Source organism: Streptomyces iakyrus, assembly GCF_000717055.1.
GTDB classification, from domain to species: domain Bacteria; phylum Actinomycetota; class Actinomycetes; order Streptomycetales; family Streptomycetaceae; genus Streptomyces; species Streptomyces iakyrus.
On sequence record NZ_JNXI01000005.1, the window covers coordinates 23,960 to 49,049 of the forward strand.

Consider the following 25,090-nt stretch of genomic DNA (forward strand, 5'->3'; position numbering starts at 1 on the left):
GTAGCCGGGGCCCGCGAGGAGCACGTCTCCTCGCGGGCCCCTCGGCTTTCCCGGCACGGGCGGCCCGGCCGGTGGCGGCGGGCCGTAAGGTTAGACACATGAACGATCGCATGGTGTGGATCGACTGCGAGATGACCGGCCTCTCGCTGTCGGACGACGCGCTCATCGAGGTGGCCGCCCTCGTGACCGACTCCGAGCTGAACGTGCTCGGTGAGGGTGTGGACATCGTCATCCGGCCGCCGGAGCAGGCGCTGGAGACGATGCCGGACGTGGTGCGTCAGATGCACACCGCCTCCGGGCTGCTCGACGAGCTGGCCGCCGGAACCACCCTGAAGGACGCCGAGGACCAGGTCCTGACGTATGTGAGGGAGTTCGTCAAGGAGCCGGGCAAGGCGCCGCTGTGCGGGAACTCCGTCGGCACGGACCGCGGCTTCCTGCTGCGCGACATGCCGACCCTGGAGAACTACCTCCACTACCGGATCGTCGACGTGTCGTCGGTCAAGGAGCTGGCCCGCCGCTGGTACCCGCGGGCGTACTTCAACAGCCCGCAGAAGAGCGGCAACCACCGTGCGCTCGCCGACATCCGCGAATCGATCGCGGAGCTGCGGTACTACCGCGAGGCCGTGTTCGTCCCGCAGCCGGGGCCCGACTCGGACACCGCGAAGACGATCGCGGCGAAGCACGTTCTGCCTGCTCGGTAAGGCCACGCGGGGGCCCGTCGGGGGGCGCCGCGAAAGCCGGGCGCGAGCACCCCTTCGGACCCTGTACACTTTTTCTCGGCCGGTCAGGGAAGTCACTGACCTCCAACCCGGTCATGGTGGGTGTAGCTCAGCTGGTAGAGCACCTGGTTGTGGTCCAGGATGCCGCGGGTTCAAGTCCCGTCACTCACCCTGAGTAATCAGCCGGTGGCTTCGGAAGAAGCCACCGGCTGAAGCTTTTTGCGCGCCTCTCCGGGGCGGCGCGGCGCTCTGGCTACCGTCGGCGGCATGGACGGTCGACGCCCGGGATGGCGCGCGTGTGTGCTCAGCGGGGCGGTGTTCGCCGTCTGCATGGCCGGCACCACACTGCCGACGCCCCTCTACCCCCTCTACCAGGACGAGTTCGGCTTCTCCGAGCTGACGGTCACCGTGGTGTACGCCCTTTACGCCTTCGCCGTGATCGGTGTGCTGCTGCTGGTCGGCGACGCCTCGGACGCCGTGGGCAGGCGCCCGGTGCTGCTGTGCGGCCTGGGCTTCGCGGCGCTGAGCGCCGTCTGCTTCCTGTGCGCCACCGGGCTCGGCTGGCTCTACGCGGGGCGGCTGCTGTCGGGACTGTCCGCCGGGCTGTTCACCGGCGCCGCCACGGCGTACGTGATGGAGCTGGCCCCCGAGGGCGGCGCCTCCCGGGCCACGTTCGTGGCGACGGCCGCCAACATGGGCGGGCTGGGCTGCGGTCCCCTGCTCTCCGGGCTGCTCGCGCAGTACGCCGCATGGCCGCTGTACCTGCCGTTCGTCACCCATCTCGCCCTGGTGGCCGCCTCGGCCGCGGTGCTGCTGCGGCTCGCGGAGACGGTCAGGGAGCGGCAGCCGCTGCGCACCGTGCGCCCGCAGCGGCCCGCACTGCCCCCGCAGGTGCGCGCGGTGTTCGGCCCCGCCGCCACCGCCTCCTTCGTCGGGTTCGCCCTGTTCGGGGTGTTCACCTCGGTCAGCCCGGCCTTCCTCGCGGAGTCCCTGCACGTGAACGACCACGCCGTGAGCGGGCTGATCGTCGCACTGGCCTTCTTCTCCTCGACGGCCGGGCAACTGGCGGTCGGCAAAGTCGGCGTACGGCGCTCCCTGCCGCTGGGCTGCGCCGGGCTCCTCGCCGGTCTCGCGCTGCTCGCCGGCGCGCTGCGGTGGGACCAGATGTCGCTGCTGGTCGCCAGCGCGCTCGTCGGCGGGGTCGGCCAGGGGCTGGCGTTCCGGGGTGCGTTGTCCGACGTGGCCGAGGCCTCGCCCGCGCACCAGCGCGCGGCGGTGATCTCGACCCTGTTCGTGGTGGCCTACGCGGGCATCTCCCTGCCGGTGATCGGCGTCGGTCTGCTGACCGGTCCGATCGGCCTGGAGGGGGCTGGGCTGGTGTTCATCGCCTGCATGGCCGTCCTGGTCGTGACGGCGGCGGTGTACCTGCTGCGGCGCCCGGAACCGGCCCGGGTCTGAGCGCGTGCGATCGTGGGCCCATGCGTGAGCCGGTGGAACGGGTAGACGAGCAGGACCGGGTGTTCGGGGTGGTCGACCGGGGCGAGGCGATCCGTAACGGCTGGCCGCACCGGATCGCGACCACGGTGTGCCGTGATCCGCTGGGGCGGGTGCTGGTGCACCGCAGGCCGGAGCACGTGTCGCGGTTCCCGGGGCACTACGACTGGCTGATCGGCGGGGCCGTCGAGGTCGGCGAGTCCTACGAGGAGGCGGCTGCCCGGGAGCTGGCCGAGGAACTGGGCGTCGAGGCGCGGGTGCGGTTCGTCTTCAAGTTCCTCTGCCGAGGGGCGATCAGCCCCTACTGGCTCGGGGTGCACGAGGCCGTCGTCGCCGAGCCCCTCTCCCCCGACCCGTCCGCGATCGCTTGGCACGGCTGGGTGGGCGAGGCGGAGCTCGGAGAGGCGCTCCGGACGCGGCTGTTCGTGCCCGACGGAGTGGAGGCCCTGCGGCGCCACCCCGGCCTCAGCTCAGCGAGCGCCGCCACGCGGCAGTAAACTCCCCCACCCCCCTGAATCGTTCGGCCGGGACCGGGCCGTACGGCCCGGTCCACCGCAGCCAGTTGCTCCGCCGTGCCCGGCCAGACGCGTTCCTCGTCGCCCGCGTCCACGAGCTGGCGGATGGCGCGGCCCAGGGCATCTCGGTGGCGTCCAGGAGCGGGTGGGGTGTCACGACGACGACCGGGACACCAGCTCCGTGGCCAGGACCATCTGCCGGCGCTCCAGGCCCCGGGATGCGAGCGGGCGGCGGTCGGCGACCTCGGTGAGGAGGAGGTCTATCATCCGGCGGCCCATCTCCTCGATCGGCTGGCGGACGCTGGTCAGCGGCGGCTCCATGTGGCGGGCGATGGCGGAGTCGTCGTAGCCGACGAGCGCCACGTCCTGGGGGATGCGGCGGCCCGCGTCGAGCAGCGCCCGGCGGGCGCCGGCCGCCGTGACGTCGGAGGCGGCGAACACCGCGTCGATGTCGGAGTGACGCTCCAGCAGGGCCACCATCGCCCGGTACCCGCCCTCCTCGGTGAAGTCCCCCGCCTCGATCAGCCCCTCGTCCACCCCGTGGCCGGCGTCGCTCATGGCCTCGCGGTAGCCGTCGACGCGGCGCTGGGCGCCGTAGACGTCGAGGCGGCCGGTGATGTGGGCCACCCGGGTCCGGCCCCGGGACAGCAGGTGCTCGACGGCCTGGCGGGCTCCGCCGTAGTTGTCCGAGTCCACCGACGGCAGGGTCTCCGCCGACGAGCGCGGGCCGCTGATCACCGCCGGGATCTCCAGCTGGGCCAGCAGGTCGGGCAGCGGGTCGTCCGCGTGCACCGAGACCAGCAGGACGCCGTCCACACGGTGGGCCGCCAGGTACTGGGCGAGGCGGGCGCGTTCGCGCTCGTTGCCCGCGAAGATCAGCAGCAGCTGCATCTCCGTGTCGGCCAGCGCGGCACCGACGCCCTTCAGCATGTCCGAGAAGTACGGCTCCGCGAAGAACCGGGTCTCCGGCTCGGGCACGACCAGCGCGATCGCGTCCGTACGATTGGCGGCCAGCGCGCGGGCCGCGGTGTTGGGGACGTAACCGAGCTCCGCGACCGCAGCCTCGACGGCCGCGCGGGTCGCGTCGCTGACCCGGGGCGAGCCGTTGATCACGCGCGAGACGGTGCCGCGGCCGACACCGGCGCGGGCCGCCACCTCTTCGAGGGTGGGCCGGCCACCGCTTCGGCCCCGCGCTCCGTGGGTTGCCATGGGCTCCGCCTTCCCGTCCACGCCCGCACTCTGCGACTGGCCTGGAATTTAACAGGCTCGTCAGCCCTGTGATTGCCGCCGAGGGCTCACCGCCCCCGGCCTTCCGCTTCGGCCCGGGGAGCCGGTACGAGCGGCGCCCGGACCGGCTTGATATCGCTGTCCCGGGCCTCAATCGGGCCCGTTCCGGGTCCAGTTAACAGCCCTATAACTGAACGCATCTCTCTGTGTCCGGTCCCTTGACACCCCCGCCGCGACCGGGGACTCTTCAACACATCACCGGTGGGAGCGCTCCCACACTACCTGACACATACACAACCCGCACGTTCCCCGCCCGAGCCTTTTAGCGCGTAAAACGGTCCGACGATGCAGTTGGCCGGGGGGTCGGCACGTCAGGGCAACAGGAGGACGACATGCGAGCACGCATCCGAACCGCCCGCAAGGCGATGGTCGTCGCGGCCGTCGCGTCGCTGGGCGCCGGGCTGCTGGCCGGCTGTGCGGACGACGGCGGAAACGGCGGCTCCGACTCGTCGGACGGCGACAGCGGTGGCAAGACCACGATCTCGGTGGGCCTCTTCGGCACCATGGGCTTCAAGGAAGCCGGTCTCTACGCCGAGTACGAGAAGCTCAACCCGAAGATCAAAATCGAGCAGAACGTCGTCGAGCGCAACGAGAACTACTACCCCGCGCTGCTGAACCACCTGACCACCAACAGCGGCCTGCTGGACGTCCAGGCCGTCGAAGTCGCCAACATCGCCGAGGTGACGGCCACCCAGGCGGACAAGCTCGAGGACATGTCCAAGGCTCCGGGCGTGGACAAGAGCAAGTGGCTGCCCTGGAAGTGGCAGCAGGCCACCACCAAGGACGGCAAGACGATCGGCCTCGGCACCGACGTCGGCCCGATGGCGATCTGCTACCGCACGGACCTCTTCAAGCAGGCCGGTCTGCCCTCCGACCCGGCCGAGGTCGGCAAGCTGTGGGCCGGTGACTGGGCCAAGCTCGTCGAGGTCGGCGAGCAGTACAAGGCGAAGGCCCCCAAGGGCACCTTCTTCATGGATTCCCCCGGCGGCCTGATCCAGGCGATCCTCGGCAGCGAGAAGGAGAAGTTCTACGACTCCTCCGGCGAGGTCATCTACAAGACGAACCCAGCCGTGAAGGCCGCCTTCAACCTGACCGCGGATGCGGCCAAGAAGGGCCTCGTCCAGTCGCAGACCCAGTTCCAGCCGTCCTGGAACTCCACGATCGCCAACAACAAGTTCGCCGCGATCGCCTGCCCGCCGTGGATGCTGGGCACGATCAAGGGCAACTCCAAGCCCGACGCCGCCGGCAAGTGGGCCGTGGCCGTCGCGCCCAAGGGCGGCAACTGGGGTGGCACCTTCCTCACCGTGCCGAAGAGCGGCAAGAACGTGAAGGAAGCCCAGAAGTTCGTGACCTGGCTGACGGCGCCGGAGCAGCAGGCGAAGCTGTTCAAGGTGCAGGCCAGCTTCCCGAGCGCCCCGTCCACGTACACCATGCCCGAAGTGACCGGCGCGACGAACGAGATGACCGGTGACCAGAAGATCGGCCCGATCTTCGCCGAGGCCGCCAAGGCCGCCCCGGTCCAGGTGATCGGCCCGAAGGACCAGATCATCATGCAGGGCCTGACGGACAACGGCGTCATCCTCGCCACGAAGGGCAAGTCCGCCAAGGACGCCTGGGAGTCCGCGATCAAGACCATCGACAACAAGCTGGACCAGTGACCCGAATGGCCACCCGCAACGACACCGCCGCGCTCCCCGTGAAGGGGGGCGCGGCCCCGGGCCGCCCGCCCGAGGACGCCGCCGCGGAGAAGGAGCGGCGTCGCCGGGACCGGCTGTCCCGGCGCTGGCAGCGGGACATCCGCTGGAGCCCGTACGCATTCGTGTCCCCGTTCTTCCTGCTGTTCATCGCGTTCGGCCTGTTCCCGCTGATCTACACGGGCTGGGCCTCGCTGCACCAGGTGGAGCTGACGGCGCCGACCGACATGAACTGGGTCGGGCTGCGCAACTACACCCGGATCTTCGACGACGACTTCTTCTGGAACGCGGCGAAGAACACCCTGACCATCGGCATCATCTCCACCGTTCCGCAGCTGCTGATGGCGATGGGCATCGCCCACATCCTCAACTACAAGCTGCGGGCGTCGACGTTCTTCCGGGTCGCGATGCTGGCGCCGTACGCGACGTCGATCGCCGCCGCCTCGCTGGTGTTCGTGCTGCTCTTCGGCCGTGACTACGGCATGATCAACTGGGCGCTCGACGCGGTCGGCATCAACCCGGTCGACTGGCAGAACGACAAGTGGCCCTCGCAGATCGCCGTCTCGTCGATCATCATCTGGCGCTGGACCGGCTACAACGCGCTGATCTACCTCGCCGCGATGCAGGCGATCCCGCACGACCTCTACGAGTCGGCCGCCCTGGACGGGGCCAACCGCTGGCAGCAGTTCATCCATGTGACGCTGCCGGCGCTGCGTCCGACGATCCTGTTCACCTGTGTCGTCTCGACGATCGGGGCGAGCCAGGTCTTCGGCGAGCCGCTGCTGTTCGACGCCAACAAGGGCACCTCCGGCGGCGCGGAGCACCAGTTCCAGACGCTGGGCCTGTATCTGTACGAGCAGGGCTGGGTCGCCCAGCACCTGGGCCGGGCCTCGGCGATCGCGTGGACGATGTTCCTGATCCTGATCGTCATCGGCATCGTCAACTACGTCATCTCGCGCCGGCTGCGCGCCAGTAGTTAGGAGTGTGGCCGTGACGACGACTGTGACGCCCCCGGAGACCAAGCCCGTCGAGAAGACCAAGCGTCCCCGGCTGCCGAAGTCCGCGCGGGCGGGCGGGCAGCTGCACGGTGGACCGATCGCGTACGCGATCCTCATCGTGTTCACGCTCGTGTCGCTGTTCCCGCTGGTGTGGACGGCGATCGCCGCCTCGCGTGACAACCAGCGGCTCGCGCAGACGCCGCCGCCGTTCTGGTTCGGCTCGGGTCTGTTCGACAAGCTGGAGATCGCCTGGAAGGACGCCAACCTGGGTGAGGCGTTCTTCAACACCACGATCGTGGCGGGCACTTCGGCTCTGACCATCGTCTTCATGTCGACGATCGCCGGTTTCGCCTTCGCCAAGCTGCGGTTCAGGGGCCGCGGCGCCCTGATGCTGATCGTGATCGGCACGATGATGGTGCCGCCGCAGCTGAGTGTGATCCCGCTGTACATGATGGTCGCCAAGCTCGACTGGACCGACCAGTTGCAGGCGGTGATCCTGCCGTCGCTGGTGAGCGCGTTCGGTGTGTTCTTCATGCGCCAGTACCTGATCCAGGCGCTGCCGGACGAGATCATCGAGGCGGCCCGGGTGGACGGTGCGAGCAGCTGGCGGGTGGTGTGGCACGTGGTGTTCCCGGCGGCCCGGCCCGCGATGGCCGTGCTCGGGATGCTGACGTTCGTGCAGACCTGGAACGACTTCATGTGGCCCTTCCTGGTGCTGACCCAGATGGGCAACCCGACCGTGCAGGTAGCGGTCGCGGGCCTGGGCCGCGGCTACACCCCCGACCAGTCCCTGATCATGGCCGGCGCGCTGCTGGGCACGCTGCCGCTGCTGCTGGTCTTCGCGATCTTCGGCAAGCAGATCGTGGGCGGCATCATGCAGGGCGCCGTCAAGGGCTGATCCTTCCGCCCGGGGGCCGGGCCAGCGCCGCTCCGGCCCCTCTTCTCTCCTCCCCTCCCCCTCCGACATCGGTCTCCTCGACCCCCTTTGGGAGCGCTTCCATGCCTGACTCCGAGAACCCGGCCACCGCGGTGACCTTCCCGCCCGCCTTCCTGTGGGGCGCGGCGACGTCCGCGTACCAGATCGAGGGCGCGGTGCGGGAGGACGGCCGTACGCCGTCGATCTGGGACACCTTCAGCCATACACCGGGCAAGACGGCCGGTGGTGAGACCGGTGACATCGCTGTCGACCACTACCACCGCTACCGCGAGGACGTGGCGCTGATGGCGGAGCTGGGCCTGGGCGCCTACCGCTTCTCCATCTCGTGGTCGCGGGTACAGCCGACCGGCCGGGGCCCGGCCGTGCAGAAGGGCCTGGACTTCTACCGGCGGCTGGTGGACGAGCTGCTGTCCAAGGGCATCAAGCCGGCCGTCACCCTCTACCACTGGGACCTGCCGCAGGAGCTGGAGGACGCGGGCGGGTGGCCCGAGCGTGACACGGCGTACCGGTTCGCGGAGTACGCGCAGATCGTCGGCGAGGCGCTGGGCGACCGGGTGGAGCAGTGGATCACGCTCAACGAGCCGTGGTGCAGCGCGTTCCTGGGTTATGCCTCCGGGGTGCACGCCCCGGGCCGTACGGACCCGGTGGCCTCGCTGCGCGCCGCGCACCACCTGAACCTGGCGCACGGGCTGGGGGCGTCCGCGCTGCGGTCGGTGATGCCGGCCCGCAACACGGTCGCGGTCAGCCTCAACTCCTCGGTGGTGCGGCCGCTTTCGCAGGATCCGGCGGATCTGGCGGCGGCCCGGAGGATCGACGACCTGGCCAACGGCGTGTTCCACGGGCCGATGCTGCACGGCGCCTACCCGGAGTCGCTGTATGTGGCGACGGCGTCCCTCACGGACTGGGACTACGTCCTCGACGGCGACCTGGAGCTGATCAACCAGCCGCTGGACGCGCTGGGCCTCAACTACTACACGCCCGCGCTGGTCTCGGCGGCGGACGCGTCGGCGAAGGCGCCGCGCGCCGACGGCCACGGGGCGAGCGACCACTCGCCGTGGCCGGCCGCGGACGACGTCGCCTTCCATCAGACGCCCGGCGACCGCACCGAGATGGGCTGGACGATCGACCCGACCGGCCTGCACGAGCTGATCATGCGCTATACCAGGGAGGCACCGGGCCTGCCGCTGTACATCACGGAGAACGGCGCGGCCTACGACGACAAGATCGACTCCGACGGCCGGGTGCACGACCCGGAGCGGGTGGCCTATCTCCACGGCCACCTCTCGGCGGTCCGCCGGGCGATCGCCGACGGCGCGGACGTCCGCGGCTACTACCTGTGGTCCCTGCTGGACAACTTCGAGTGGTCCTACGGCTACGGCAAGCGCTTCGGCGCGGTGTACGTGGACTACGCGACGCTGGAGCGCACGCCGAAGACGAGCGCCCGGTGGTACGGCCGGGCGGCACGGACCGGGGCGCTGCCGGAGGCCGAGGCGGTCTGACCGACGGGGGACGGGCGGCGGGGCGCGGCACGATTAGGGGAGTGCCGCGCCCCTCGGGCCTGCCGGGTGGTCAGAGGGTGCCAGGAGCGGCGAGCCACTGGGTCGGCTGCCCGGTGACCGAGGCGATGGTCTCGAAGTCGTTGTCGTAGTGCAGGAGGGTGAGTCCCTGAAGCTCGGCGGTCGCAGCGACGAGCAGGTCCACGGCTCCGGCGGAACGATGCTTTCCCTTCTCGGTGAGTTCTCGCTGCACATCCCACCCGCGTGTCATCGCTCGATCATCGAGGGGAGCCCAGCCGAACAGCGCGTCCAGGTCCTCGACGAGCTCGGCCCGGTCCTCGGCGTTCCTGGCGCTGTACAGAAACTCGACCTCGGTCAGCGGACACCGTGCGATCACCCCTTCCTTCAGGGGCTTCTCCCAGAGCCCCCGGGCGGGCTGCTTCAGGATGCGGACCAGGGCGCTGGTGTCAATGAGGTAGGTCGCCGCGCTCATCGACGATAGGTCTCTTTCTCCAGCAACTCGTCAAAGTCACCGGCGTCCGCCCGTGCCGCGAGTCTGGCCAGCGCGAGGGCCCGCTTCTTGCGCTCGACACCTTCTCTGAGAGCGGCGTTGACCGTGTCCTTCTTGGTCTTGGTCCCGAAGACTATGGCCGCCTCGGCCAGCAACTCCTCGTCGATGTCGATCAGCGTCTTGGTCATGACGGACCTCCGGGATATCCAATCGGGATCACAGTATATCCGTAGCGGGTCAGTACGCGCGGGATGCCGGGGCCGGGTTCAGCCCTTGTTGGCGCCGAGGGTGAGGCCGCTGACGAACTGGCGCTGGAGCGCGAAGTAGACGATCAGGGTGGGGATCGCGGTGAGCAGGGCGCCGGCGGCGACCAGGTTGGGGTCGGTGAAGTACTGGCCGGAGAGGTTGCTCAGCGCCGAGGTGATCGGCATGTTCTCGCCGGTGGAGATCAGGACGATGGCCCAGAAGAAGTCGTTGTAGATCCAGATCGACAGCAGGGTGGCCAGGGCGGCCATCGCCGGCTTGCACAGCGGCAGCACGATCTGCCAGTACAGCCGCCACACCGAGGCCCCGTCGACCAGCGCGGCCTCGGTCAGCTCGTGCGGCAGGGAGCGCATGTAGTTGCTCAGCACGAACGCGCAGAACCCGGACTGGAACGCCACGTGGATCAGCACCAGACCGAGCGCGGAGTCGTAGAGCTTGCCGCTCATGGTGATGCCGGGCAGGTCGATCAGCAGGTACAGCCGGTACAGCGGGGTGATGATGACCTGCTGGGGCAGCAGGTTGCCGGCGGTGAACACCAGCAGCAGGAACAGGTTGAGCCGGAAGTCGAAGCGGCTGACGTAGAAGGCGACCATCGACGACAGCAGCAGCGTCAGCAGCACCGCCGGGACCGCGATCAGCAGCGTGTTCCCGAAGTAGTGCAGCATGTCCGACTGCTGGAAAGCGTTCGTGAAGTTGTCGAAGGTGAGCTTGTCGGGCCAGGAGACATAGCCCTTGGTGCTGGTCTCCGCGTACGGGCGCATCGCCGCGTACATCGCCCACAGCAGGGGCGCCAGCCAGGCCAGTGCCGTGACGACGAGGAAGGTGTGCAGCAGGATCCGGGCGGGGCGGATCGGGGTGCGCTGCTTTCCGAGCGCGCTCGCGGTGCTCATGCGCGCCGCTCCTTCCGGAAGGTGGCGATCAGGTAGGGGATGATCACCGCGAGCGAGATCACCAGCAGGACGACGGCGATCGCGGAGCCGTATCCGATCCGGCTGGACTCGCCGATGATGTTGTTGGTCACCAGGATCGACAGCAGTTCGGTGCCCTGGGCGCCCTTGTTGAAGACGAAGACCAGGTCGAAGGCGCGCAGCGCCTCGATGATCGTGACGACCAGCACGACGGTGTTGGTCGGGCGCAGGGTCGGGAAGACGACGTTCTTGAACGTCTGCCACTCGTTCGCCCCGTCCAGGGCGGAGGCCTCGCGCAGGGCCGGGTCGACGCTCTTCAGGCCGGCCAGGTAGAGGATCATCATGTAGCCGGCGTGCCGCCAGGACGCGGCGATGAGGATCGCCCACAGGTTGAGGTCCGGGTCGCCGATCCAGTCGATGTAGTGGCCGGGCTTGTTGGCTCCGATGATGCTGTTGATCAGGCCGGTGTCGGGGTTGTAGATCAGCTGCCAGACGAACCCGATGACCGCCAGCGACATCACGACCGGCAGGAAGAACGCGGTCTGGTAGACGCGGCTGAAGCGGATCTTCTTGTCCAGCTGCACGGCCAGGAACAGGCCGAAGGGCGTGGGCAGCACGATGAGCACCACGAACCAGATCACGTTGTGCTCGACGGCCGGCCAGAACTGCGGGTTGCTGGTGAACAGCTCCCTGAAGTTGTCCAGACCGACCCATGTGATGGAGTCGAAGCCGATGCCGTCCCAGGTGGTGAAGGCCAACGCGATCGAGGCGAGAGCGGTGAGCCAGACGAGCAGAACGTGCAGGATCGTCGGCACCCCGGCCATCAGGCCGAGCGTGAGGCGGTCGCGGCGGGTGAGCAGACGCCGGTGGCCGTGGGGCGTCTTGGCGGGCGGGGACGTGGGGGCGGGCCCCGGAGCCGGCGGGGCGGCCGGCTCCGGAGCCTTCGCGGGGGTGGCAGTCATGTCTTGGTCCGAGTCGTCGGGTCTCCGTTCGGTCAGGAGGAGGCGAAGATCGTCTTCTTCTGGCGTTCGATCGACGAGAGGATGCTGTCGACGTTCTTCGGGTTGCGGATGAAGTTCTGCAGCGCGGGCTGCATCACCGTGGACGTGAAGTCCGGGCGGGAGTCGCGGTCCATGAACTGGGTGAGGCTCTTCGCGCCGGAGATCATCTCGTAGGACTTCTTCTGCAGCGCGGTGTAGGAGGAGGTGTCGGCCTTGGTGGAGGCGGCCACCACGCTGGAGTCGGCCTTGAGGTAGATCTGCTCGGCCTCGGGGGTGCCGAGGTACTCCAGGAGCTTGACGGCGCCGTCGCGGTTCTTCGGGGCCTTGGAGAGCATGAAGCCGTCGGTCGGCGCCTCGACGGTGTCCTGCCCGAACTGCGGGTCGATCTCCGGGAAGGCGAAGAAGTCGAGGTCGTCCAGGTCGGCCTTGTTCGTGAACTGCTGCCCGACGAAGGTGCCCAGGAGGTACATGCCGGCCTTCTTGGCCACCAGGGTCTGCGCCGCGTCCTGCCAGGTGCGGCCCACCGCGCCCTCCTGGTGGTAGGGCAGGAGCTCCGTCCAGTGGTCGAAGACCTTGCGCACCTTGGGGTCGGTCCAGGAGGCCTTGCCCGCCATCAGCTCGACGTGGAAGTCGTAGCCGTTGGTGCGGAAGTTGATCTGGTCGAAGGTGCCCATCGCGGGCCAGGCGTCCTTGTCACCGAAGGCGATCGGGACCAGCCCGTCCTTCTGCATCCGCTTGCACAGGGCGACGAAGTCGTCCCAGGTGGTGGGGACCTCGTAGCCGCGCTGCGCGAAAACGCTCTTGCGGTAGAACACCGCCCACGGGTACGTGTACAGCGGCACGAAGTAGTACTTGCCGTCCTCGCCCTTGCTGAGCTTCTGCATCGCCTCGGGGAAGTTGCCGCCGATCTTCTGCCACACGTCGTCGATCGGCGTGGCCAGCTTCTTCGAGGCGAAGAACTGCATGCGGTAACCGGCGAACCAGGTGAACACGTCGTCCGGCGTGCCCTGCAGGTAGGAGTTGATCTGCTCCTGGAACGTGTTGTGGTCCTTGGTGTTCACGTCGACCTTGATGCCGGACTTCTTGGTGAAGGCGGCGTAGATCTCCGCGAACGCCTTCTTCGGCACGGCGTCGGACGAGTTCGAGCCGAGACTGACCGTCTTCGGGTCGGCGGCCGAGCCGCTGCCGCCGCAGGCGCTCAGCAGGGGTATGCCGGCGCCGAGCAGGGCCGCGCCGCCCACGCCGCGCAGGAGGGTGCGGCGGCTGGGAGCGGGGAGGGAGGATCCGATGGGAGAGAGGTCGTGCATGGACGGCTCCTGAGGGCAGGGTTCGGCCACGAGGGTGTGGCGTGAAATCCAGTCGTAATCGACCAGAAATCAACTTGACCGAACACGGTGGCGCAATGACAGCCGCATGTCCGGTCATGCGTCAAGAGTCGTTCCCTTCATTTGTCGAAACGTGACCGTCCCGTGAAGGCGCTCGCCGGGAGCGCTCAGCGGGACCGGGAGCTCTCAGCGGGACCGCGAGCGGTGGTATACGGCCGCGAGCCGGCCGGGGCGGCGGCGCCGCGGCTGCCGGTGCCCTCCGGTCGCCGGTGCGCGGCCGTCCAGCTGGATCCAGATGCGCACCTCCGTGCCGCCGAGCACCGAGGAGCCGATCCGTACGTCCCCGCCGGTGGACTCCGCCAGCCGGCGCACGATGTCCAGGCCGAGCCCGGTCGAGCCGTCGCTGCCGGAGCCGCGGCCCCGCGCCATCGCGGCCTCGGGGTCGGGTATGCCGGGGCCCGCGTCGGAGACGAGGACGATCACCGCGTCCTCGCCGTTGTGGACGTCGACGGCGAAGGCGGTGCCCTCCGCCGTGTGCCGGAAGACGTTGCCGAGCAGCGCGTCGAGCGCGGCGGCCAGGTCGGCGCGGGCCACGGGTATGCGCACCGGCCGGTCGGCTCCGGCCACCCGCCACTTGCGGCCCTCGTCCTCGGCGAGCGCCGACCAGAACGCCATCCGCTCCCGGACCACCTCGGCCGCGTCGCATCCGGCGCCCGGACCGGCCGCGGCCGTCTGCGGCTTGGCCTCCCGGGCCGTACGGATGATGGTGTCGACCTCCCGCTCCAGCTGCTCCACCGCGGTGCGGGTCTGGTCGGCGGCCGGTCCCTCGCCGAGCGAGGCGGTGTTGAGCCGCAGCACGGTGAGGGGCGTGCGCAGCCGGTGGGACAGATCCGCCGCCAGCTCCCGCTCGTTCGCCAGGAGCTGGACGACCTGGTCGGCCATGGAGTTGAACGCGACCGCCGCGAGCCGCAGTTCGGTCGGGCCCTCCTCGGGGACGCGGGCCCCGAGCCGCCCCTCCCCCAGGTCGTGCGCCCCCTCGACCAGGCGCTGCGCCGGCCGGACCATGCGGACGCCCAGCCGGTCGGCGACCGCGACCGAGCCGAGGATCAGCGCCACCCCGACCGCGGCGAGCACCGCCCAGGCCGTGCCCACGCCGTTGGTGACCTCGGACTCCGGCACGTACACCTCGACGACCGCGATCTTGCCGGTGCTGAGGGCGACCGGCTGGAGCAGCGTCGAGCCGCCCGTGACACCGGTGGTGGAGGCGCGGCCGAGCTTCCGCACGGCCGCGATGTCGGCTTCGGCGGCGCGCCGGCGCCCCAGTTCGAGGGCCTCCTGGCCATCGCCCGCCGGGAGGTGCACGGCCATCCCGGCGTCGGAACCGGCGGAGGCGACGACCCGCTCCAGCTGGTCGCGGTCGGTGGTGATGGACAGGGCGGGGGCGACGGCCGCGGCCTCCCGCTCGGCGTTGGAGAAGGCGCGGTCGCGGGCCAGCTCGCGGATGACGAGTCCGAGCGGCACCGCGAAGGCGACCACGACCATGGTGGTCACCGCCAGCGACACCTTGACCAGGGCCCACCTCATCGGGGAGCACCCGCCCCCGGTGGTTCGAGCTTCACACCGACGCCCCGGAGGGTGTGCAGATAGCGCGGGCTTGCCGCCGTCTCGCCCAGTTTCCTGCGCAGCCAGGACAGATGGACGTCGATGGTCTGGTCGTCGCCGTAGGACTGCTGCCACACCTCGGCCAGCAGCTCCTTGCGCGGGACGACGACGCCGGGCCTGCGCGCCAGGAAGGCGAGCAGGTCGAACTCACGGCGGGTGAGGTCGAGTCGGGCGCCGTCCAGCTCGGCCTGACGGCGCAGCGGGTCGACGGTCAGGCCGCCGACCCGGATCACGGGGGACGGCTCCCCTTCGGCGGCGCCGGAGCGGGCGCGGCGCAGCACGGCCGCCATGCGGGCCGAGAGGTGCTCGACCGAGAAGGGCTTGGTCAGGTAGTCGTCCGCCCCGGCGTTCAGCAGCCGGACGATCTCCGTCTCGTCGTCCCGGGCTGTGGCGACGATCACCGGCACGTCGGTGATCCCGCGCAGCATCTTCAGGGCCTCGGACCCGTCGAGATCGGGCAGTCCGAGGTCCAGGATTACCACGTCGAAACGGAGATGGGCGACCTCGCGCAGCGCCTCCAGTGCCGTCCCGACGCTGCGCACGGTGTGCGAGGCGTCGGTCAGGTGCCGGATCAGCGCCGAGCGTACGAACTGGTCGTCCTCGACCACGAGCACACTTGCCATGCGCCGCACCGTACGCCATCTCGAACAGCCGGGTGCGGGCCTGTGGACAACTCCCCGGCTGGGGACAACGGACCACCGCACGGCCCCTTTTGCAGACATTGCGAGGGGCAGGTGTGGTGCGTGAGGCAGTATGGCCCGCGATGCGCAGAGGACTCGTACACGGACTGGCATGGCTGCTCGCCACGGGCGCGGCGGTCACGCTGTCGTGGTGGGGCGTCCACACGGTGATGGCGGGGACGGCCTACGATCCGCCGCGCGCGCTGCCCGTCAAGGCCGCCGACGCCGCCACGCGGGAGCCGAAGGCGCCGGCCACGCCGCCGGAGCGGACGCCTCCGCCGAAGCGGCGGCAGCCGAGCACGCCCCCCGCGTCCACGGCCGGGAGCCCGAGCCCCGCTCCCACGCCCTCGGCCCGCACCGCCCCGGCCGACTCGGGCCGGGTGAAGAGCTACGACACCGACGGCGGCCGGGCGGTCTTCGATCTCGGCAAGACCTCCGCCTCGCTCGTCTCGGCGACGCCGGGGGCGGGCTGGTCGATGCAGGTGTGGAAGACGGAGTCGTGGATCCGCGTGGAGTTCTCCTCGGGCGCGGACCGGGTGTCGGTGTTCTGCACGTGGCACGACGGGCCGCCGCGGGTGGAGATCGGGACCTACTGAGTGCCGCGGGCGGCTATCGGCGCCCCTTTGGGGCGAGCGCCGTGGCCGGTCATCTGAAGACCGACGCCGGTGGGGCCGGCGACGCCACCGCCGCGATGTCCGTGACCGGTGCGGCCCCGCCGGTGAAGTCCGTGAGCGTCCTGCCGTGCTCGACCCGGGCGGGATGCGGGTCGGAGGCGGCGAGGCGGGTCAGTTCGGCTGTCGGCAGCGGGTGGTCGGAGGCGACCAGGACGGCGTTCCCGAAGCGCTTGCCGCGCAGCACCGCCGGGTCCGCGACCAGCGCGAGCCGCTCGAAACGGGCGGCGGCGGTGGCGATCTGGCCGCGCAGGTGCGCGAGCGGCGGTCCGTCGGCGAGGTTGGCGGCGTAGACACCGCCGGGCTTGAGTGCCCTGCGCACGTCGTCCAGGAATTCGGTCGAGGTGAGGTGGGCCGGTGTCCGGGCCCCGCTGAACACGTCGGTGATGACGAGGTCGGCCCAGCCGTCCGGCACCTTGGCGAGGCCCTCGCGGGCGTCGGTGGAGCGCACCCGTATGCGTGCGTTCGGATCCAGCGGCAGCTCGCGGCGGACCAGTTGGACGAGGGGGCCGTCCCGTTCGACGACCTGCTGGGTGGAGCGGGGCCGGGTGGCGGCCACGTAGCGGGCGAGGGTGAGGGCGCCGCCGCCGAGGTGCACGGCGTGCACGGGCCGGCCGGGCGGGGCGACGAGGTCGATCACGTGCCCGAGGCGGCGCTGGTACTCGAAGGACAGGTACGCCGGGTCGTCCAGGTCGACGTGCGACTGCGGGGCTCCGTCGATCACCAGGCTCCAGGCCCTGGGCCGCTCGCGGTCGGGGATCAGCTCGGCGAGCCCGCCGTCGACGCTCTCGACGACGGCCTCCGCACCGGCCTGTCTGCGCCGGCCGCCCTTGGACTTTCCCATGGGGTCATTATCGGGGTGGCCTGTTAAGCGAGGTGTACGCTCCCGCGGCCCGGCGTCCGGGGCGCCTCAGCGGCAGCTGTCGGCCGCCTTGATCATCCGGGCGGCCTCCCCCAGGGCCTCGCGCAGCACCGCGGGATCGGTCGCGAGGTCGGCCTCGCCGGGCGGCAGCAGCCAGTCCGAACCCGCCCCGGGGGGTTCGGGTGCCAGGGGCAGTCCGCGGCCGTCGGTCTCCGTGCAGGTGCTCCCCGGCACGTCCCACGCGGCGGCCGTCCCCGGCGGCACCAGGAAACCGAGGGTGCCGCCGCCGCCGTCGTGCAGCACGGGTCCCACCGCGTCCCCTGGTCCGCGCCGCAGGATGTCGACCGCCTCCAGCCCCTGCCGCGCCGGCACCGTCACCACATCGCAGCCGGCCGCCGGTCTGCCCGGCGGCGTACGAGGATCGTTGATCCGGCTGGTCTCCATCCGGCCTCCACCACGAAAAGCCCTGCTTGGACGAGCGGTCGGGAGTCGGGGGCCTCCCGGTCCGCAGAGTTCAACGCGGCAGACCGTCAAGGGCTACGGCGGAAGTTGGCCGCAAAGGATGGCACTTCATGGCAGATCACGGATGAGATATCCGGTTTGTAGCCAAACCCAGCGTGGTGGCTCCATCACAGCAGGTACGTTCTTGCTCGCCGGACACGGGGTAGACGTTGCAGGCGTACCGCAACAAGTCGACCTGTTTCCGGCATGGTTCGACGGTTCGCACGGGAGGACCCGGCCATGGCGTCGTCATCGTTGACCTCGTCTCAACCCCACCGGCCGCCACGGCCGAACCTCGTCTTCCGGCGACTGCGCGGACAGCGCTCACCGGCCGAGTTCGCCGCGGCGATCCGCCGGGCCGGGCTCGAGATCGGCGAGCAGGTCAGCTGTGACGCGCGGTACATCGGCCGGGTCGAGGCGGGCGAGATCCGCTGCCCCAACTACGCGTACGAACGGGTGTTCCTGCACATGTTCCCAGGCCGCACGCTCACAGACCTGGGGTTCGCGCCCCGCTCGTCGGTACGCGGACGCCGGGCGCGCGAAACCGATGGCGCGCCCCTGACGCGCACCGCGAACCCGGCGAACGCCACGAGTGAGACCAGCGGGGCGGGCGAGCCGTATGAAACGCAGAACCCGTACGACCCGCACCACCCGCACGACACCTACGAGGAGAGCGACGTGCTACGTCGCGCGTTCATGACCGGCGGAGGCGCCACGGTGGCCGCCGCCTCACTGGGGCCTGTCGGCCTCGCCCTCGACGCCGCGGCGGCGCAGCGCCCCGTGCACCGCGCCGGGGCGAGCGACGCGGGCGCCCTGGAAGAAGCCGTCCGACGGATCCGGCTGCTGGACGACCGGCACGGGGCCGACGGCCTCTACCGGCGCGCCGCCGCCCCGCTGCGCGCGGCCTACGCCCTGCTGGACGCCGGCACGACCCGGCAGACGACGGCGGACCGGCTCTACTCGGGCGCCGGTGAACTGGCCATCTCGGTGGGCTGGCTGGCCCATGACTCGGGGCGCTTCGACGACGCCCGCTCGCACTACGCGGAGGCCCTCGCGACCGCCCGGATGACCGGTGACGCGGGCCTGGAGGCGCACGCCTTCTGCAACACGGCGTTCCTGGCGCGCGACGCGGGCCGGCCGCGCGAGGCGGTCCGGGCGGCCCAGGCCGCGCAGCGCGTCGCCCGGCCGGTGGGCTCGGCCCGGCTGATGTCGCTGCTCGCGCTGCGCGAGGCGGGCGGCTGGGCGGGGCTCGCCGACCGCGTCGGCTGCGAACAGGCACTGGTCCGGGCGCAGGCCTTCTTCGACCGGGGCCCCTCGGACGCCGACCCGGAGTGGATGAGCTTCTACGGGGAGGCCGAACTGGAGGGCCTTGAGGCGCAGTGCTGGTCCACGCTCGGCGACTGGCCCCGGGCGGCGCGGCACGCGCGCCGGGCCGCCGGGCTGCAGGATCCGCACTTCACCCGGAACATCGCCCTCTACACGGCGGAGCTGGCGGACGACCTCGCGCGCGGGGGCCGGCCGGACGAGGCCGCGGTGGCGGGGATGCGGGTGCTGGACCTGCTGGAAGAGGTCCAGTCGTCCCGGGTGCAGACGATGCTGGCGGCGACGGCGCGCGTGCTGCTGCCGCACCGCAGGGCCTCCGGGGTGTCGGCGTTCCTGGAGAGGCACGCCTCGTCCCCGCGCACGACCTGAGGGGCTGTTGCGAACGTCACGCCTGCCGCGCGACGCCCGGCACGTCCTGGGCGAGGTGCCCCAGGTCGTTCCAGCTCTCTATCGCCGGCTCTCCGTAGGCCCAGCCCAGCACCGACAGCGATGTGGGATTCAGCCGGATCCGGGCGGCGAAGTCGATCGGGAGGCCCAGCCACCGCGCCCCGATGGAGCGCAGGATGTGCCCGTGGGCGAAGACCAGGACGTCGCGGTCCTCGGAGCGGGCCCAGGAGACCACTTCGTCGGCCCGGGCCGTGACCTCGGCCAGCGACTCACCGCCCGGCACACCGTCGCGCCAGATCAGCCAGCCGGGCCGGACGGCCTGGATGTCCGCGGGGGTCATGCCCTCGTACGCCCCGTAGTCCCACTCCAGCAACGCGTCCCAGGTGCGCGCGCGGTCGCCGAAGCCGGCCAGTTCGCAGGTCTCACGCGCGCGTGCCAGCGGGCTGGTGCGGATCTCGACGCCGGCCAGACCGTCGTACGGCGCCCGGTGCAGGCGCTCGCCCAGTCTCTCCGCGCCGCGCCGGCCCTCCTCCAGGAGTGGCACGTCCGTCCTGCCCGTGTGCTTGCCGGACAGGGACCACTCGGTCTGTCCGTGGCGGGCCAGCAGGATGCGCGCGGGCATGGGGCACCTTTCCGGAAGAACAACGCGAGGAGAACGGCGTAAGGGGAACTCCTCCATCATCGCGCACGCCCCCCGCGGGCAACCCGGGGGGCGATCTCTGCGTCTTTGAGGGCCGAAGGCGCCCCCCGGGGCGCGGGTCCACACCGTAAAGTGGCACGGCCGACCGGGCTACGCGTGATGACGAAGGGGGAGGACGATCGGATGCAGCACACCGAGACACCGGGCACCGAGGCGGCGGCCCCCGCGCCCAGGCTGCGCTGGTGGACCGAGCTGCCGCTGATCCTTCTGGTGTACGGGTTCTACTCGGCCGGCCGGCTCCTCGCCCGCGGCGACGTCTCCGGCGCCGTCGACCACGGTCTGACGATCCTGCGCTTCGAGAAGGCGCTGTACCTCAATTTCGAGCACCCGCTCAACCGCCTCTTCACGCGCGAGGCGTGGATAGGCATACCCGCCGACTTCTGGTACGCGTCACTGCACTACCTGGTCACACCGGTGGTCCTGGTGTGGCTCTTCCGCTCCCGGGCCGTGCGCTACCGCGCCGCGCGCACCTGGCTCATGACGTCCACCCTCATCGGCCTGGTCGGCTTCACCCTGCTGCCGACCTGCCCGCCCCGGCTCCTCGACGCGAGCCACGGCTTCGTGGACACGATGGCGCAGTACAGCTCGTACGGCTGGTGGGGCGGCGCCGCGAGCGCGCCGCGCGGCATGGGGGACATGACCAACCAGTACGCGGCCATGCCGAGTCTGCACGTGGGCTGGGCCCTGTGGTGCGGGGTGATGCTGTGGCGCTTCGGCGGTACGCGCGCGGCGAAGGCGGCCGGTGTCGCCTACCCGCTGATCACGACGATCGTGGTCATGGGCACCGCCAACCACTACTTCCTCGACGCGGTCGCGGGCGCGGCCGTCATGGGCGTCGGACTGCTGCTGGCCCCCGCCGTGATGCGCACCTCGGACCGGGTCAAGGCACGGTTCGTGCCGCGTGTCGCACCGGTCGCGGCGGACTCTTCCGCCGCAGGTTCCTCGATTGTCAGTGCCGGATGCCAGACTTCCGCGGGTGAGCGAATTCCACGGCAGCGCGAGTCGCGGTTCGAAGACGGAGCCGAGCCGGGTGCCTCTCCCAAGGACGCGGGGGACGGCGCTCCGGCAGCAGCTCGCTGAGCTGCGCGGCCCCGACGTACCCGCCAAGGCACTGGACGCGCGCGCCCTGGCGGCGCTGGCCGCCAACCCCGGTTGTGCGCGGCGCGCGATCCTCGACGGCGCCGGGGTGAACAAGACGGCCCTGGCGAGCGCGCTGGGTTCGCCGTCGGCGTTCGGGCAGTCGCAGTTCGCGCTCACCCGAGGCAACGCCTTCGAGGCGAAGGTCAAGGCCGACGGCGGCGCGGAGCTGCTGCGGCTGGTGCACGAGAAGCTCGACCGGTCCGCCGAGCCGCCCGCCGACGCGCGCGTGCCGGACCTGACGGCGTCCGGCCCCCAGGGGCGCACGGCCCGTACGGAGCTGGAGCTGCGGGAGGCCGCCACGCGTCCGGGCGTGTGGACGCTGCTCGACCATCCGATGCTCGCGCTGGACGTCGCGGGCTCCCCCGCGTTCCTGGAGCCGGACGCGGTGGTGGTCCATCCGGACGGGACCTGGACGGTCGTGGAGATCAAGTCCTTCCCGCTGCTGGACGGTTCGGCGGACCCGGCGAAGGTAGGGGCGGCGGCCCGGCAGGCGGCGGTGTACGTGCTGGCCCTGGAGGAGGTCGCGGCCCGTCTCGCGTCGGAAGAGTCCCCGGCCCCGCGGGTGCGGCACCGGGTCCTGCTCGTGTGCCCCCGGGACTTCTCCAACCTGCCGGCCGCGTCCGCCGTCGACATCCGCAAGCAGCGGGCGGTCACGGCCCGTCAGCTGGCCCGGCTGACCCGCATCGAGGACATCGCCGACGCGCTTCCCGAGGGCACCTGCTTCTCGCCGGAGCTGCCCGTCGAGGAGCTGACGGCGGCCGTGGAGTCGGTCCCGGCGACGTACGCGCCCGAGTGCCTGTCCGCGTGTGAGCTGGCCTTCCACTGCCGGGCCCGGTCCCGCGAGGAGGGCGCGGTGACCACGCTCGGGCGTCCGGTCCGGGCGGAGCTGGGCGGTCTGACGACCGTGGAGGAGGTCCTCGCGGCCGCGCGCGGCGAGGCGGGCGACCCCGGCGATCCGGCCGTGGCCGCCCTGCGGCGGGCCGCCGCCCTGCGTGCCGAGGCACTGGAGGCGGCGTGTCGCTGATCTCCACCCTGGCCCGCCTCGAAGCCGTCAGCACGGGCCGCGCCCAGCCCGCCGCCACCGTCCGGCACCGTCATCTCGGCGACCGCCCGCTGGTGTTGGTGCCGCTGATCACCGCCGGTGAGGCCGGCGCCCCGCTCGGCGCACTGGTCGGCACCGACCGGGACGCGCCGCGTCTGCTGGCCGTCCCGCAGCCCCGCGACCGCGACCTGAGGTTCGCGTTCCTGGCCGAACTGGCCGGCGTCGTGCTGCCGTACGTCGACTCCTACGCCGAGTCGGTGGAGGCCGCCGAGCGCACCGAGACCGACCCGGAGACCGGCAAGCGCGTCAAGGTCGAGGTCGATCTGTGTGCGGACGCGCCGCAGCTGATCGTGCCGAGCCGCGCGGGCATCGACCTGGTGCGGCTGCTCGGGCGCTCGATGCGGTTCCGGCGCACGGCGGAGCAGGATCCGGAGGCTCCCTACCCGGCGCCGCCCCGGGTGCCGCTGCTCGGGCGGTGGCTGACGCACTTCGGGGAGCGGGCCCGGGTGCCCGGCTCCTCGCTGCTGCTGGCGATGACCGATCTCCTGGGCCGGCACTGGGTGACCGGGCAGTCCACCCTGGAGGACCAGCACCTGGGGGCCCTGCTGGCCTGGATCGACCCGCCGGAGGGCGTCACCGGCGCCGAGGCCGCGCTGCGGGCCGAGCTGGAGCGGGACGAGCAGGGCCAGCTGCTGTGCCCGCCGGCCGGTCCGGCCACGGACCCGGCGTTCGACAACAAGCTGCTCGCCCCGGCCATCGAGCGCTACGACCGGGCCCGCACCGCCCTCGCCGCCGCGGAGGACGGCCTGGAGGCGGACGACCGGCTCGGGGCGCTGACCGCCGCCGAGCGGGAGATCCGCGACCTGGTTCTCAGCCGCACCCGGCCCACCTGGGACGCGGTCTGGCGGGGCCTGGACCTGCTGCGGGAACTGCCCGAGGGGGCTCGGGTCGAGGAGCGGTGGACCCGCGACCGCTGGTCGTTCACCGGCCACCGCGACCGGTTGCTGGCCGGGGAGCCCCCGCAGCCGCGCCGCGACGACGCGGTCACCGCGGCGAACAAACTCGCCACGCGCGAGCGCGAGCAGGCCCGGCTGGAGGCGCAGGAGGCCCTCGACGACCCGCTGGTGATGGCGGGCCGACGGCTCTCCGGGGAGGCGTTCGCGGGTGAGGTCACCGATGTCGTGATGGCGTACAGCGACGGCAAGCGGCCCAGCCCGCGCCCCCTGGTCACGGTGCGCACGGATGACCGGCCGCAGCTAGGTGAGCGGACGAAGGTGTACCGGTCGCTGGGCGGGAAGCCGCAGGCGGCGGAGTTCGTGGCGGACGAGGAGGACGGCGCGTACGTCGTGCTGCGGGTCCTCGACAAGATGGGCCGCGGCAAGGAGCCCGAGCCGGGTTCGGTGCCGGAGAAGGGCGACCGGGTCTGCTTCACGCTCTTCGAGCACGAGCAGCGGGGCGGCGCGAAGCTGCCCGACCCGGAGGAGACGCCGTGGACGCACGGCGGGCCGCCCGGTGAGGCGGCCCTGGAGCCGGCCGACCCGGTGACCGAGGAGGATGTGCTGTGACCACGGTGTTCGACCCCTCGGCCGCCGCCGGGCAGGCCACCGACGCGATCCTGCGCGACACGCTGCACGGCACCGCGCGCGGGGTCGTCGTGGACTCCCCGCCGGGCGCGGGCAAGTCAACGCTGGTGGTCCGCGCGGCGCTGGAACTGGCGGAGGCGGGCCACCCCTTGATGGTGGTCGCGCAGACCAACGCCCAGGTCGACGACCTGGTCCTGCGGCTCGCCGAGAAGAATCCCGAGCTGCCGGTGGGCCGGCTGCACAGCAGCGACTCCGACCCGTACGACAAGGCGCTCGACGGCCTGGAGAACGTACGGAAGTCGGCCAAGGCGGCCGACCTCGCCGGGCTGGCCGTGGTGATCTCGACGGCGGCGAAGTGGGCGCACGTCAAGGTCGACGAGCCGTGGCGGCACGCGATCGTCGACGAGGCGTACCAGATGCGGTCCGACTCGCTGCTCGCGGTGGCCGGGCTGTTCGAGCGGGCGCTGTTCGTGGGCGACCCGGGGCAGCTGGACCCGTTCGCGATCGTGGGCAGCGAGCAGTGGGCGGGTCTGGCGTACGACCCGTCGGCCTCGGCGGTGACGACCCTGCTCGCGCACAACCCGGACCTGCCCCAGCACCGTCTGCCGGTCTCCTGGCGGCTTCCGGCCTCGGCGGCGCCCCTGGTCTCGGACGCGTTCTACCCGTACACCCCGTTCCGCAGCGGCACCGGCCCCGGCGACCGGACCCTGGCCTTCGGCGTGCCCTCGGACGGCTCGGGCCCCGACCGGGTGATCGACGAAGCGGCCGCGTCGGGCTGGGGCCTGCTGGAGCTGCCCGCCCGGCACACTCCGCGCACGGACCCGGAAGCGGTCGGCGCGGTGGCCACCGTCGTACGGCGTCTGCTGGACCGGGCGGGCGCGGCCACCTCGGAACGCGCCCCGGCCCCTGCCCCCCTCACCGCCGACCGGATCGCCGTCGGCACCGCCCACCGGGACCAGGCGGCCGCGGTCCGGGCGGCATTGGCCGGCCTCGGCGTCACCGACGTGGTCGTGGACACGGCGAACCGGCTGCAGGGCCGGGAGTACGACGTCACCGTGGTCCTCCACCCCCTCTCCGGCCGCCCCGACGCCACGGCCTTCCACCTGGAGACGGGCCGCCTCTGCGTCCTGGCCTCCCGCCACCGGCACGCCTGCATCGTGGTCTGCCGAGCGGGGGTGACCGACCTGCTGGACGACTATCCGTCGACCGAGCCGGTGCAACTGGGGACGGTGGTGAAGTTCCCGGACGGCTGGGAGGCGAACCACGCGGTGCTGGCACACCTGGCGGAACACCGCGTGACCTGGCGCCCCTGACGACACCACCGGCCAGACCCTCCCCACCGCCGGCCGGAGGCCACCGGCCAGACCCCTCCGGCCGTGATCTGGCCGGA

General features: G+C 71.5%; 24 protein-coding genes and 1 tRNA gene. 14 read left to right on the forward strand and 11 right to left on the reverse strand.

Translation table 11 applies throughout. The annotated features are described in order from the left end of the window. The first annotated feature begins 98 nt into the window (after positions 1-98). From orn to OO68_RS10830, 4 genes are all read left to right on the forward strand, one after another. Positions 99-701: an oligoribonuclease gene (orn, locus tag OO68_RS10815; RefSeq protein ID WP_033308059.1), complete on the forward strand. Its 603-nt coding sequence runs from the start codon at positions 99-101 to the stop codon at positions 699-701. A gap of 116 nt (positions 702-817) precedes the next feature. Next, positions 818-890: transfer RNA gene (locus OO68_RS10820), tRNA-His, on the forward strand. A gap of 96 nt (positions 891-986) precedes the next feature. Then, complete coding sequence (locus OO68_RS10825) at positions 987-2,177, forward strand: MFS transporter (RefSeq protein WP_033308060.1); 1,191 nt, start codon at positions 987-989, stop codon at positions 2,175-2,177. Positions 2,178-2,197: 20 nt separating this feature from the next. Continuing rightward, on the forward strand, positions 2,198-2,710 hold the full coding sequence (locus OO68_RS10830) for an NUDIX hydrolase (protein WP_033308061.1): 513 nt from the start codon (positions 2,198-2,200) through the stop codon (positions 2,708-2,710). 171 nt (positions 2,711-2,881) lie between these two features. Here OO68_RS10830 and OO68_RS10835 read toward each other — a convergent pair whose 3' ends face one another. Then, a complete protein-coding gene (locus OO68_RS10835; RefSeq protein ID WP_033308062.1) occupies positions 2,882-3,937 on the reverse strand; it encodes a LacI family DNA-binding transcriptional regulator in 1,056 nt (351 codons plus the stop codon). 410 nt (positions 3,938-4,347) lie between these two features. Between OO68_RS10835 and OO68_RS10840 the strand changes: the two genes are divergently transcribed. The 4 genes from OO68_RS10840 to OO68_RS10855 all read left to right on the forward strand — a co-directional run bounded on the left by OO68_RS10840 (position 4,348) and on the right by OO68_RS10855 (position 9,143). Beyond that, on the forward strand, positions 4,348-5,673 hold the full coding sequence (locus tag OO68_RS10840; protein WP_033308063.1) for an ABC transporter substrate-binding protein: 1,326 nt from the start codon (positions 4,348-4,350) through the stop codon (positions 5,671-5,673). A gap of 5 nt (positions 5,674-5,678) precedes the next feature. Beyond that, the gene (locus tag OO68_RS10845; RefSeq protein ID WP_033308064.1) at positions 5,679-6,689 is read left to right on the forward strand and encodes a carbohydrate ABC transporter permease; all 1,011 of its coding nucleotides are present in this window, start codon (positions 5,679-5,681) and stop codon (positions 6,687-6,689) included. 10 nt (positions 6,690-6,699) lie between these two features. Continuing rightward, positions 6,700-7,605: a carbohydrate ABC transporter permease gene (locus OO68_RS10850; RefSeq protein ID WP_033308065.1), complete on the forward strand. Its 906-nt coding sequence runs from the start codon at positions 6,700-6,702 to the stop codon at positions 7,603-7,605. Between the two features lie 101 nt (positions 7,606-7,706). Further along, complete coding sequence (locus OO68_RS10855) at positions 7,707-9,143, forward strand: GH1 family beta-glucosidase (RefSeq protein ID WP_033308066.1); 1,437 nt, start codon at positions 7,707-7,709, stop codon at positions 9,141-9,143. 70 nt (positions 9,144-9,213) lie between these two features. On the opposite strand, the gene OO68_RS10860 is transcribed toward OO68_RS10855, so the two are convergent. The 7 genes from OO68_RS10860 to OO68_RS10890 all read right to left on the reverse strand — a co-directional run bounded on the left by OO68_RS10860 (position 9,214) and on the right by OO68_RS10890 (position 15,434). Continuing rightward, entirely contained in the window at positions 9,214-9,633 is a 420-nt protein-coding gene (locus tag OO68_RS10860; protein ID WP_033308067.1) for a PIN domain nuclease, read from the reverse strand. Next, positions 9,630-9,839, reverse strand: coding sequence for a type II toxin-antitoxin system VapB family antitoxin (locus OO68_RS10865; RefSeq protein WP_033308068.1), 210 nt, complete (start codon positions 9,837-9,839; stop codon positions 9,630-9,632). The genes OO68_RS10860 and OO68_RS10865 overlap by 4 nt, the downstream gene beginning before the upstream one ends. 78 nt (positions 9,840-9,917) lie before the next feature. After that, complete coding sequence (locus OO68_RS10870) at positions 9,918-10,805, reverse strand: carbohydrate ABC transporter permease (RefSeq protein WP_033308069.1); 888 nt, start codon at positions 10,803-10,805, stop codon at positions 9,918-9,920. Then, the gene (locus OO68_RS10875) at positions 10,802-11,785 is read right to left on the reverse strand and encodes a carbohydrate ABC transporter permease (protein WP_033308070.1); all 984 of its coding nucleotides are present in this window, start codon (positions 11,783-11,785) and stop codon (positions 10,802-10,804) included. The genes OO68_RS10870 and OO68_RS10875 overlap by 4 nt, the downstream gene beginning before the upstream one ends. A 32-nt stretch (positions 11,786-11,817) precedes the next feature. After that, positions 11,818-13,131, reverse strand: coding sequence for an ABC transporter substrate-binding protein (locus tag OO68_RS10880; protein WP_033308071.1), 1,314 nt, complete (start codon positions 13,129-13,131; stop codon positions 11,818-11,820). A gap of 204 nt (positions 13,132-13,335) precedes the next feature. After that, on the reverse strand, positions 13,336-14,733 hold the full coding sequence (locus tag OO68_RS10885; protein WP_033308072.1) for a sensor histidine kinase: 1,398 nt from the start codon (positions 14,731-14,733) through the stop codon (positions 13,336-13,338). Continuing rightward, positions 14,730-15,434: a response regulator transcription factor gene (locus tag OO68_RS10890; RefSeq protein WP_033308073.1), complete on the reverse strand. Its 705-nt coding sequence runs from the start codon at positions 15,432-15,434 to the stop codon at positions 14,730-14,732. Before OO68_RS10890 ends, OO68_RS10885 begins: the two co-directional genes overlap by 4 nt. A gap of 140 nt (positions 15,435-15,574) precedes the next feature. Between OO68_RS10890 and OO68_RS10895 the strand changes: the two genes are divergently transcribed. After that, positions 15,575-16,087: a hypothetical protein gene (locus tag OO68_RS10895; protein ID WP_033308074.1), complete on the forward strand. Its 513-nt coding sequence runs from the start codon at positions 15,575-15,577 to the stop codon at positions 16,085-16,087. 49 nt (positions 16,088-16,136) lie between these two features. Here OO68_RS10895 and OO68_RS10900 read toward each other — a convergent pair whose 3' ends face one another. Beyond that, positions 16,137-17,006 (reverse strand): spermidine synthase, encoded by an 870-nt coding sequence (locus OO68_RS10900; protein ID WP_033308075.1) that lies wholly within the window; start codon positions 17,004-17,006, stop codon positions 16,137-16,139. A gap of 66 nt (positions 17,007-17,072) precedes the next feature. Continuing rightward, positions 17,073-17,468: a hypothetical protein gene (locus tag OO68_RS10905; RefSeq protein WP_033308076.1), complete on the reverse strand. Its 396-nt coding sequence runs from the start codon at positions 17,466-17,468 to the stop codon at positions 17,073-17,075. 297 nt (positions 17,469-17,765) lie between these two features. On the opposite strand from OO68_RS10905, the gene OO68_RS10910 reads away from it, so the two are divergent. After that, the gene (locus OO68_RS10910) at positions 17,766-19,217 is read left to right on the forward strand and encodes an NsdA family TPR-like regulatory protein (RefSeq protein WP_033308077.1); all 1,452 of its coding nucleotides are present in this window, start codon (positions 17,766-17,768) and stop codon (positions 19,215-19,217) included. Positions 19,218-19,233: 16 nt separating this feature from the next. Here the strand turns inward: OO68_RS10910 and OO68_RS10915 are convergent, their stop codons facing one another. Further along, positions 19,234-19,857 (reverse strand): histidine phosphatase family protein, encoded by a 624-nt coding sequence (locus OO68_RS10915; protein WP_033308078.1) that lies wholly within the window; start codon positions 19,855-19,857, stop codon positions 19,234-19,236. 201 nt (positions 19,858-20,058) lie between these two features. On the opposite strand from OO68_RS10915, the gene OO68_RS10920 reads away from it, so the two are divergent. The 4 genes from OO68_RS10920 to OO68_RS10935 are packed head-to-tail and all read left to right on the forward strand — an operon-like array spanning position 20,059 to position 25,013. After that, entirely contained in the window at positions 20,059-21,015 is a 957-nt protein-coding gene (locus OO68_RS10920) for a phosphatase PAP2 family protein (RefSeq protein WP_033308079.1), read from the forward strand. Continuing rightward, complete coding sequence (locus OO68_RS10925) at positions 20,966-22,099, forward strand: hypothetical protein (protein ID WP_033308080.1); 1,134 nt, start codon at positions 20,966-20,968, stop codon at positions 22,097-22,099. The genes OO68_RS10920 and OO68_RS10925 overlap by 50 nt, the downstream gene beginning before the upstream one ends. After that, positions 22,090-23,682: a hypothetical protein gene (locus OO68_RS10930; RefSeq protein ID WP_033308081.1), complete on the forward strand. Its 1,593-nt coding sequence runs from the start codon at positions 22,090-22,092 to the stop codon at positions 23,680-23,682. The genes OO68_RS10925 and OO68_RS10930 overlap by 10 nt, the downstream gene beginning before the upstream one ends. Continuing rightward, a complete protein-coding gene (locus tag OO68_RS10935; protein WP_033308082.1) occupies positions 23,679-25,013 on the forward strand; it encodes an AAA family ATPase in 1,335 nt (444 codons plus the stop codon). The genes OO68_RS10930 and OO68_RS10935 overlap by 4 nt, the downstream gene beginning before the upstream one ends. Positions 25,014-25,090 lie beyond the last annotated feature (77 nt).